Origin of the sequence: Cellulomonas telluris (genome assembly GCF_004886325.1) — a bacterium.
In the GTDB taxonomy this organism is placed as follows: Bacteria; Actinomycetota; Actinomycetes; order Actinomycetales; family Cellulomonadaceae; genus Cellulomonas; species Cellulomonas telluris.
On sequence record NZ_QXFN01000115.1, the window covers coordinates 1 to 514 of the forward strand.

Annotated in this window: 1 pseudogene; it reads right to left on the reverse strand. The window is 75.9% G+C overall.

Annotated elements, in window-relative coordinates:
• A pseudogene (locus tag FB586_RS19640) lies at positions 1-514 on the reverse strand (LOG family protein); the annotation flags it as partial.

The window sequence follows — 514 nt, forward strand, 5'->3', positions numbered from 1 at the left end:
AACGGGTTCGGCGGTTCGTGGCCGTAGTGCCACGTCGGTATCCCGAGCGACTCGCGCCCGCCGGACGTCGCGGACAGCACCTCGAACGCGGCCCGCGCCCACGCGCCGACGTCCGGTCGGAAGGACGGGACCTCGGCGACCGTGGCGACGGCTCCGTCGAGGTCGCCGGGGACGTGGGCTCCCAGGTTCGCTGCCTCCATGGCTCCGGGCCCGCCACCCGTGGCGACCGTCAGCCGGCCGCCGAGCGCGTGCCCGAGCCGTGCGGCGTCCGCGTACGCCGCGCTGCCGCGCTCGAGGGCGTGCCCACCCATCACGCCGACGATCCTGCGTCCGCCGACCCAGGCGGCGAGCGCGGCGTCGATGCTGTGGTCGTGCAGCGACTTCGCGAGCGCGTCGTCGGGACTGCTCCCGCGCCGCGACCAGGCGTAGGCGCGGGCGTCGAGGGTCGCCTCGGAGGGCGAGGTGTCGTAGAGGTCGCCGGGGGAGTAGAGCGTCGAGCGGTAGGGGTCGACCG